The sequence below is a fragment of the uncultured Fretibacterium sp. genome (assembly GCF_938040765.1).
GTDB lineage: Bacteria > Synergistota > Synergistia > Synergistales > Aminobacteriaceae > CAJPSE01.
Genome location: NZ_CALIAA010000036.1, coordinates 1 through 8,487, shown reverse-complemented (window position 1 = coordinate 8,487; position 8,487 = coordinate 1). Strand labels below are relative to the sequence as shown.

At 64.5% G+C, this 8,487-nt stretch carries 10 protein-coding genes; all 10 read left to right on the top strand.

Annotation, left to right across the window (positions count from 1 at the left end):
- Positions 1-231 precede the first annotated feature (231 nt).
- The 10 genes from rpsO (at position 232) to Q0176_RS01185 (ending at position 8,087) form a co-directional block, all read left to right on the top strand.
- Positions 232-498, top strand: a complete 267-nt coding sequence (gene rpsO / locus Q0176_RS01230) for a 30S ribosomal protein S15 (protein ID WP_299080536.1) — start codon at positions 232-234, stop codon at positions 496-498.
- 24 nt (positions 499-522) lie between these two features.
- On the top strand, positions 523-750 hold the full coding sequence (rpmE, locus tag Q0176_RS01225) for a 50S ribosomal protein L31 (protein WP_299080533.1): 228 nt from the start codon (positions 523-525) through the stop codon (positions 748-750).
- 73 nt (positions 751-823) lie between these two features.
- Entirely contained in the window at positions 824-1,522 is a 699-nt protein-coding gene (gene thyX, locus Q0176_RS01220) for an FAD-dependent thymidylate synthase (protein WP_299298266.1), read from the top strand.
- 55 nt (positions 1,523-1,577) lie between these two features.
- Entirely contained in the window at positions 1,578-2,459 is an 882-nt protein-coding gene (locus tag Q0176_RS01215) for a DUF1385 domain-containing protein (protein ID WP_299298263.1), read from the top strand.
- A gap of 16 nt (positions 2,460-2,475) precedes the next feature.
- Positions 2,476-3,549, top strand: a complete 1,074-nt coding sequence (gene prfA, locus Q0176_RS01210; protein WP_299298260.1) for a peptide chain release factor 1 — start codon at positions 2,476-2,478, stop codon at positions 3,547-3,549.
- 7 nt (positions 3,550-3,556) lie between these two features.
- Positions 3,557-4,429 (top strand): peptide chain release factor N(5)-glutamine methyltransferase, encoded by an 873-nt coding sequence (gene prmC / locus Q0176_RS01205; RefSeq protein WP_299298257.1) that lies wholly within the window; start codon positions 3,557-3,559, stop codon positions 4,427-4,429.
- Positions 4,430-4,611: 182 nt separating this feature from the next.
- Positions 4,612-5,802, top strand: coding sequence for a thioredoxin-disulfide reductase (trxB, locus tag Q0176_RS01200; RefSeq protein WP_299298254.1), 1,191 nt, complete (start codon positions 4,612-4,614; stop codon positions 5,800-5,802).
- Positions 5,803-5,940: 138 nt separating this feature from the next.
- Complete coding sequence (gene fliS, locus Q0176_RS01195; RefSeq protein ID WP_299298251.1) at positions 5,941-6,486, top strand: flagellar export chaperone FliS; 546 nt, start codon at positions 5,941-5,943, stop codon at positions 6,484-6,486.
- Positions 6,476-6,949, top strand: a complete 474-nt coding sequence (gene flgN, locus Q0176_RS01190; RefSeq protein ID WP_299298248.1) for a flagellar export chaperone FlgN — start codon at positions 6,476-6,478, stop codon at positions 6,947-6,949. Before fliS ends, flgN begins: the two co-directional genes overlap by 11 nt.
- Before the next feature lie 28 nt (positions 6,950-6,977).
- A complete protein-coding gene (locus tag Q0176_RS01185) occupies positions 6,978-8,087 on the top strand; it encodes a M48 family metalloprotease (protein WP_299298245.1) in 1,110 nt (369 codons plus the stop codon).
- The last annotated feature ends 400 nt before the right edge of the window (positions 8,088-8,487 follow it).

Here is an 8,487-nt window from a genome sequence, read left to right as displayed (position 1 = left end):
TCTAAGCGATTCGCACGGCTCATTCTTCGCCGGCTCTCTGCTTATTGCCTACAAATGATTTGGAATTGGAGTACTCTTTTTCGCGGCAGCGGACGTGCCGCGGAGAAGCCGGCGGCCTTGCGCGGGTCCGCCGCCGGTGGTAAGATACCTTCCGGCCCTGAACTCGGTTCGACGTTCCGGATCGACGCGTTCCTGGTTCTGCGGCAATCTCAGAGACAGAGGTGAAGAGGGATGATCCAGAAGGAAAAGAAACAGGCCGTCATGGCGGAGTATCGGACCCACGAGTCGGACACGGGGTCCCCCGAGGTGCAGGTCGCGGTCCTGACCGAGCGGGTGCGCGAGCTGACGGAGCATTTGAAAATCCACAAGAAGGACTTTCACTCCCGCAGGGGGCTCCTCAAAATGGTTGGTCGCCGCCGCAAGCTCCTGCAGTACCTGAAGGACAAGGACTTCAACCGTTATCGCTCCCTGATCGAGCGGCTCGGTCTGCGCCATTAGTTTCCGCTTGGAGGTGTACCGTTCATGAAAAAGGAAATCCATCCCGAATATCAGGAGTGCCGGGTGACCTGCGCCTGCGGCAACTCCTTCACGACCCGTTCCACCCAGAAGGAGATCCGGGTCGGCGTCTGCTCCCAGTGCCACCCCTTCTACTCGGGCAAACGAGGCCGCGTCCTCTCGGAGGCCGGGCGGCTGGAGAAGTTCCAGAAAAAATACGCCGGGGTCAATTACGGCCAGAAGACGGAAGTGTAAAAGGGGCCTCGAGCCCCTTTTGCGTTATCTGGAGCGTTTGGCGCATCCGGCTCCGGTTCGGGGGTGACGGACAATGTCGTGTACGGTGATTCTTCTGGCGTCCACGCCCAATCCGGACGAGCTTGTGGCCGCCGCCGCCAGGATCTGCTACAGGGACGTCACGGCCGCCGATCTCCTGCGGAGGGAGGAGGAGTCCCTCTCGGAGGAGCTGTTGGATCATATCTGGAGAAGCGGCCACCACTCCCCCTTCGAGCACGCCGTCTTCACCTTCGCGGTGGACGGACTGAGCCGTGTCGCGTCACATCAGCTGGTGCGGCACCGTATGGCCAGCTTCAGCCAGCAGAGCCAGCGTTACGTCCGCATGGCCGCTCCGGATGTCGTCGCCCCTCCCTCTGTGGCGGCCCATCCCGAGGCGGCGGCGATTTTCGACCGGCAGGCCCGGGCCGCCCACGAGGCTTACAAAAAGCTCCTGTCCCTGGGCATCCCCGCCGAGGACGCCCGCTTCATCCTTCCCCACGGCTGGGGGACCCGGCTGGTCCTGACGATGAACGCGCGGGAGCTGCACCACTTCTTCCGCCTTCGGCTCTGCCGCAGGGCCCAGTGGGAGATACGGGAGATGGCCCGCCTCATGCTGGCCGAATGTCGCGCCGCAGCGCCGGTCATCTTCCGCAGAGCCGGCCCGTCGTGCCTCTTCGGTCCCTGCACCGAGGCGCGGCCCTGCGGAAGACCCTATAAAGATATGGAGGATCTCCTTGCTATCGAGAAAAACTGATTGGTTACGGCCCTTCCTCCTCTCCGCCGCCCTCATGGCGGAGGAGGCGCGGCGCATGCCCATCGGAGGGCAGGCCGTCATCGAGGGCGTGCTGATGAAGGGCAAAGACCTTTGGGGCCTGGCCGTCCGCAAGCCCGACGGGACGATATTCCGCGAGAGCTGGAACAACAGCTCCCGCATCGGGCGCTATCCCTGGAAGCTCCCCCTTCTGCGGGGGGTCGTCGTCATGTGCGAGATGATGGCCACGGGCTTCCGCGCCCTGTCCCGCTCCGCGGAAATAGCCCTGGAGGAGACCCAGGAGAAGCTCACGGCCAAGGACATTCTGATTGCCGTGTTCATGGCGGTCTTCGCCGTGGCGGGGCTCTTCGTGGCCCTGCCGCTCTGGCTGGCCGACTGGGCGGAGCGCGCCCTCTCCCTCTCGCCCCTCGGGGCGAACGTGTTCGAGGGGCTCGTCAGGGCGGCGATCTTCATCGGGTACATCGGCCTGATCGGGCTCTGGTCGGACATCCGCCAGGTGTTCCGCTACCATGGCGCCGAGCACAAGACGATCAACGCCTTCGAGGCCTGCATGGACATGAACCCTCCGAACATCGCGCGGTGCTCCCGGATCCATCCCAGGTGCGGAACCTCGTTCCTCCTGATTACGGTCATCGTCAGCATCGCCGTGTTCTCGGCCATCGGAAAGGGCGGCTTCCTCTGGCGGGCCGGAACGCGTGTCCTGCTGATACCCTTGGTGATCGGGCTCTCCTACGAGATCATCCGCCTGACCTCGAACGCGGGGGCCGCCGGACGGCTGATCATGGCCCCCGTCCTCTCCCTGCAGTACCTGACGACGAGGGAGCCCAACCTCGCACAGATAGAGGTCGCCCTGACCTCCCTGAACGCCGCCCTGGGACGGGATCGCGATCCCGCCCCGTCGGCCGCCTCCCCAAGCTGAACGGAGCGTGACTTCAATGGATATCGAACCCAAGCTGAGGGCTTTGGAACAGGATTTTATGGAGATCGAGCGCAGGATGTCCGACCCTGCCGTGGCCTCGGACCCCAGGGAGCTTCAAACCCTGGGAAAGCGGCGGGCGCAGCTCGAGCCGGTGGGTGAAAAATACCGCGAGGACCGGGCCACCCTCGCCGGCATCGAGGAGGCGCGCGAGCTGCTCAAGGCCGGAGACCCCGAGATGGAGGCCCTGGCGCGGGACGAGCTGGATGCGCTCGAGCCGAAGGTCGAGGGCTTCACGGCCGAACTGAAGCTGCTGCTCCTGCCCAGGGACCCCAACGACGAAAAGAGCGTCGTCGTGGAGGTCCGCGCTGGGACGGGCGGCGAGGAGGCCGCTCTCTTCGCCGCCGACCTCTACCGGATGTACAACCGCTTCTGCGAGCGGCAGCGCTGGAAGATGGAGGTCATCGACAGCAACGAGACCGGCATCGGAGGGTACAAGGAGATTACGTTCCGCATCGACAGCAACGGGGCCTACAGCAAGCTCAAGTTCGAGAGCGGGGTGCACCGCGTCCAGAGGGTCCCCGTGACGGAGGCCAGCGGGCGCATCCACACCTCCGCGGCTACGGTGGCCGTCCTGCCCGAGGTGGACGACGTCGAGGTCGACATCCGCACGGAGGACCTGAAAATCGACACCTACCGGTCGAGCGGCGCGGGGGGGCAGCACGTCAACATGACGGACTCCGCGGTCCGCATCACCCACCTTCCGACGGGAATCGTCGTCACCTGCCAGGACGAGCGGTCTCAGATCAAGAACCGGGCCAAGGCCATGGCCTACCTCAGGACGAAGCTCTACGACCTCGAGCTGCAGAAGCAGACGTCGGAGCAGGCGTCGGAGCGGCGCGGACAGATCGGGTCCGGCGATCGTTCGGAGAGGATACGCACCTACAACTTTCCGCAGAACCGCATCACGGACCACCGCATCAACCTCACCCTCTACAGGCTTGACGCCTACCTGGACGGCGACCTCTACGAGATGATGGACGCGATGACCCTGGCGGACCAGACGGAAAAGCTGCAGCACATGGAGGGCTGAGGGGCAGATGCCCCTCTCCGCCAACGTCGCCGCTCCCCCCCTTCGAGCCCTCCGGTCGGCGGCGCGGGAACGCCTGTCCCAGGCCGGCATTCAAAACGCAGCTCAGGAGGCGGACTGGCTGCTGTGCCACGCCTCGGGGCTTTCCGCCGCCGCGCTCCTGGCCCATCAGGACAGCCCCTTGGACGAGGCGGCGCAAAAACGCCTCGAGCTCGAGCTTCACCGCCGCGAGAACGGCGAGCCGATCCAGTACATCCTGGGCAGCGCCCCGTTCCGGGACCTGGAGCTTGAGGTCGGGCCCGGGGTGCTCGTCCCGCGTCCGGAGACGGAGCTCCTCGTGGACCTCGCCCTCTCCCTCCTCCCCGACGACGGCTTCGTCTTCATGGACTGGGGGACGGGCAGCGGCTGCATCGCCGCCTCGATTCTGCTGGAACGGCCGCGGGCCTTCGGGTTCCTGGCCGAGAGGAACCCGAAGGCCCTCTCCTGCGCCTGGCGCAACCTCCGGCGCCTGGGGCTTCTCGGGCGGGCTCTTCTGATCCATTCCCGAACGCCCGGGGATCTGCCCGTCGGGGCAGAGTGCGACCTGGTCGTCAGCAATCCCCCCTACATTCCGACGGAGGCCGTAGGCGGGCTCATGCGGGACGTGCGGGACTTCGAGCCCCGCATGGCCCTCGACGGCGGTGCGGACGGCATGGACTGCTACCGCGCGCTCTTCGGGGCCGCGCCCCTCTGGCTGAAGCCGGGAGGGCTCCTGCTGCTGGAGATGGGGGACGCGCATCAGGCGGAGCGGATGAAGGGACATTCCTCCAAGTTCGACTTTCTCCGCAGCGTCCTCGATTTTTCCGCAATTCCTCGTTGCATGGCCTGGCGATATCGGGGATAATGGAGGCGGTCGAAGTTTCGTTTTCCTCCATGCACCCCGACGTGGGACCGACGATTTTTTGGGGCCGGGGAATTGGGGAACATGAAGAGTCTGAGCCCACTCTTGCTTTGAGTATTTGAAGGGAACGGAAAATACATCCATTTTACGTTTCACCATTTATATTTCAAAGGAGAAGATGCATCATGGAGAAGAGAGAGCTTGTCATCATCGGAGCCGGCCCTGCGGGAATGACGGCCGCCATCTACGGGCGCCGTTCGGGTCTCGACGTTCTGCTGCTGGAGAAGGGGGCGACCGGCGGCCAGATCAACATCACGGACGAGATCGAGAACTGGCCCGGCGTCCAGCACGCCACGGGCCCCGAGCTGGGCAACATGTTCCGTGAGCACGCTCTGAAGTTCAACACGGAGATCCGCATCGCGGACGTCAAGAAGGTGGAGCTGCGCGACGGCAAGAAGATCGTGGTCACCGACAAGGGCGACATCGAGGCCGAGGCCATCGTCGTCGCGACGGGCGCGCACTTCCGCCGCCTGGGCTGCGAGGGCGAGGCCGAGCACATCGGCCAGGGCGTCAGCTTTTGCGCCGTCTGCGACGGGGCCTTCTACGAAGGTGAGGAGGTCGCGGTCGTCGGCGGCGGCAACACCGCCGTCGAGGAGGGCGTCTACCTCACGAAGTTCGCCTCCAAGGTCTACATCATCCACCGCCGCGACGAGTTCCGCGCCGACCGTGCGGCCATCGAGCACGCGATGTCCAACCCCAAGATCGTCCCCGTCTGGAACAGCGTCGTGGAGCGCATCGAGGGAGACGGCATCGTGGAGAACCTGGTGCTCAAGAACGTGAAGACGGGCGAGTTCTCCAACCTCAAGGTTGCGGGCGTCTTCATGTTCGTCGGCCAGACGCCGGACGACGACTGCGTGAGGGGGCTCGTCAAGGCCGAGAAGGGCGGTTGGATCCTGGTCAACGAGCACATGGAGACCTCCGTCGAGGGCATCTTCGCCGCGGGCGACGTGTGCAGCAAGCACCTGCGCCAGGTCATCACCGCCGCCTCCGACGGCGCCATCGCCGCCATGGCCGCCTCCGCCTACATCAACGAGCAGCTCCACCTGCGCACGACCCTCCTGGAGCCCGAGAGCGTCACCGCCTTCTTCTACTCCAGCATCGACGAGAAGCAGGTCAAGCTTCTGAAGGCCGTCGAGGACGCCGCCAAGGCGAAGGGCGTCAAGATCCCCCTCATCGACGGCTACCGCAATGCCCGCATGACCGAGAAGCTGGAGCTCTCGGCCAAGATGCCCGCCCTGGTGGAGCTTCGCAAGGGCGCGGTCGCGAAGGTCACGACCGTAGCCTCCGAGGCCGACGTCCAGAAGGCCCTCGCCTAGCTCCGTCTCCACCCCGAGAGGAAACGCGGCGTTTCCACCCTTCAGGGCGGGGCCGCCGCGTTTTTTTACGAAGGACCGCCGCCGGCAAAAGTTTTTCCCCGATCGGCCGAAAATAGAGCATAGGAGGGGATGCTTTTCATGGAAAACAAGAGCAGCGCGCAGTTCGCCTATCAGGCGACCCAGATATCGACGGCCACCAAGGAGCAGCTGTTGCTGATCACCTACGATATCGGCATACGTTCCTGCCGCCTCGCGGAGACCGCTTTGGAGGAGGGGGACGGGCACCCGCAGGACATAGACCTCGCCAACCGCGAGATCATCCGGGCCCAGGACGTCATCCGGGAGCTGATGGTCACCCTCAACACCACCAGGGGCGGAGACATGGCCCAGAACCTGATGCGCCTTTACGACTACATGTACCAGCTCCTTGTGGAGGCGAACGTCAAAAAGCTCCCGGAGAACGTCCGCACCGTCCGCACCATGCTGGAGGAGCTCAAGAGCACCTGGGAGGAGGCCCTGATGAAGCTCCTCAAGGACTATCAGGAGGCCCATCCCGAGGACGAGGATTTGCGGAACGCCCTCTCCGCGCTTAAGCAGGACGCGCCCCGGAACCCCGCAGCCCCCGCCCCGTCAGCCCCCAAGCCGGCGTCTCAGAAGGCCGGAGGCCTGAACCTTGCGGGGTGATCTTCCGGCCAGGCTCAAGAACCTGCTCTCCGAGGAACTGGGCCTCTACCGCTCCCTGAGGGCGCTGGTCTCGCGCGAACTCGAGGCCATCGTCCTCAACGAGGACATGGAGGAGCTCCTGAACATCCTTCAGGAGAAGGATGCGGTCATCTCCCGGCTGCAGCTCCTCGTGGACTCCTGGCAGGACGCCCTCTCCGATTCGGGGCTTCGGGGTACGCGCGGTGCGGACGGCTTCTGGGATCGGCTCCTTGCGTCCCTTCCCGAGGCTCATTCCGGCGAGCTCTCCCAGGCCCTTCAGGAGACCCGGGCGGCCGCAGAGGAGCTCACGAGGGCCGAGGCCGGCGCTCAGAAAGAGCTGGAGCGGCACATTGCCGGGCTGCGCGAGAAACTCGCGTCCATGACGCGGGGCCGGGAGGCCGTCATCGGATACACCAAGATGGGAGGGAACACCTTTGTCCCTTAGCAAAAGCGGAATGAGACGAGTGGGAGCAATGCTTCTTCTCGTCTTTATCGTAAATCTTTCCCCGATTCTTCCGCGCCCATCGGAGGCTGCGGCCCGAAAGCCCGCCCGCCCGCCCGTCTCCGCAGACAAGAAGCCCAAGGACGACGGCGCCGGCCCTGGGCTGGAGAAGGAACGAAAGATCGGCCAGAAGGCGTTGGCGGAGATCGAGAAGAGCTGGCCCCTGGAGGCGGACCCCGCCCGTCTCGCGCGCCTTCGGATGATCCTGAACCGCCTCGAACCCCACATGGAGCGCCGCATCCCCTATGAGATCCGCATCGTCAAGACCGAGGCGCTCAACGCCTTCTGCCTGCCCGGCGGCTTCATCTTCTTCACCTCGGGCATCCTCGACCTCCTCAAGACCGATTCCGAGATAGCGGCGGTCATGGCCCACGAAATGACCCACGCGGACCGCAGCCACGGGCTGAAGATGGCCGCGAAGTCCCAAGCCGTCTCCCTTGCGGCGCTTGCCGTCATGCTCCTGAGCGGTGGAGCGGCGGCCCCGGTCGTCCTGGCTCAGGTGGCCCAGGTGACGATCACGAACTCCTACACGATGGAGTTCGAGAAGGAGGCGGACAGCAATGGGCTGGACGTTCTCATCGCCGCGGGATACCATCCCGGCGGGATGGTTACACTGCTGGAAAAGTTCATGAACGAGGAGCTGAAGCAGCCGATCCGGGATTACGGCATCTACATGGACCACCCGGAGTCCAGGGAGCGCCTTCAGGCAGCACTCGACAAGCTGAGGAAACGCAACATCAGGGTCGAACGGAAGCACTCGCTGGCCCTCCTGCGGACCGCCTTCCGGGAGACCCCCAATCGCGCGGAGCTGACCCTGGACGGCTACGCGGTCTGGGGCGGCAGGAAGACGCCGGAGGTCCGCGCGGCGCTCGAGCAGGTCCGAACCAGACTGGACAGCGACTTCCAGATGGAGCTCGCCCCCTACGACCTCCGGCTCGAGGGCGACCGTCTCTACATCGGAAACAAGCTCCTGGCCCAGGGAACGGCGGACATGGACGACATGCCGACCCTTCGCAAAAACCTTATGGCCGCCCTGGACAGGGCCAGGAGGCAGCATCCCGTCGCCAAGTATTTTCAATAGCTATGTTGCTCCCCGGAACCGATGGCCCCGGCTGCCTCGAGTGCACGGCACAGGGTCTTTCAGAAACGGGCACAGACGGTCTTTCAACAGGGGACTACAGCACAGACAAGGAAATCCCCGTCAGAACGCGGCGCACTTGTCTTTGATGAGGCAACGGGACGAGCTTCATATCACGTACCCTGCGCGGGGGTACCGCGGGAACCGTTTCCCCCATGAAGACGATCTGACACTGCTGAAGAGCTGCGGAGTGCAGATCTTCTATTCTTTTATGGATGGTAGGGGGCATGCGCTGGACCCTGTGCGCACAGAGCGGTTTTCCGGGAGTTTGAAGTACGAGGATGTCTGCATCGAGGATTACGAGGACGCAAGAGGGCTGAGGCTCGGGGTGGGCGCGCATATT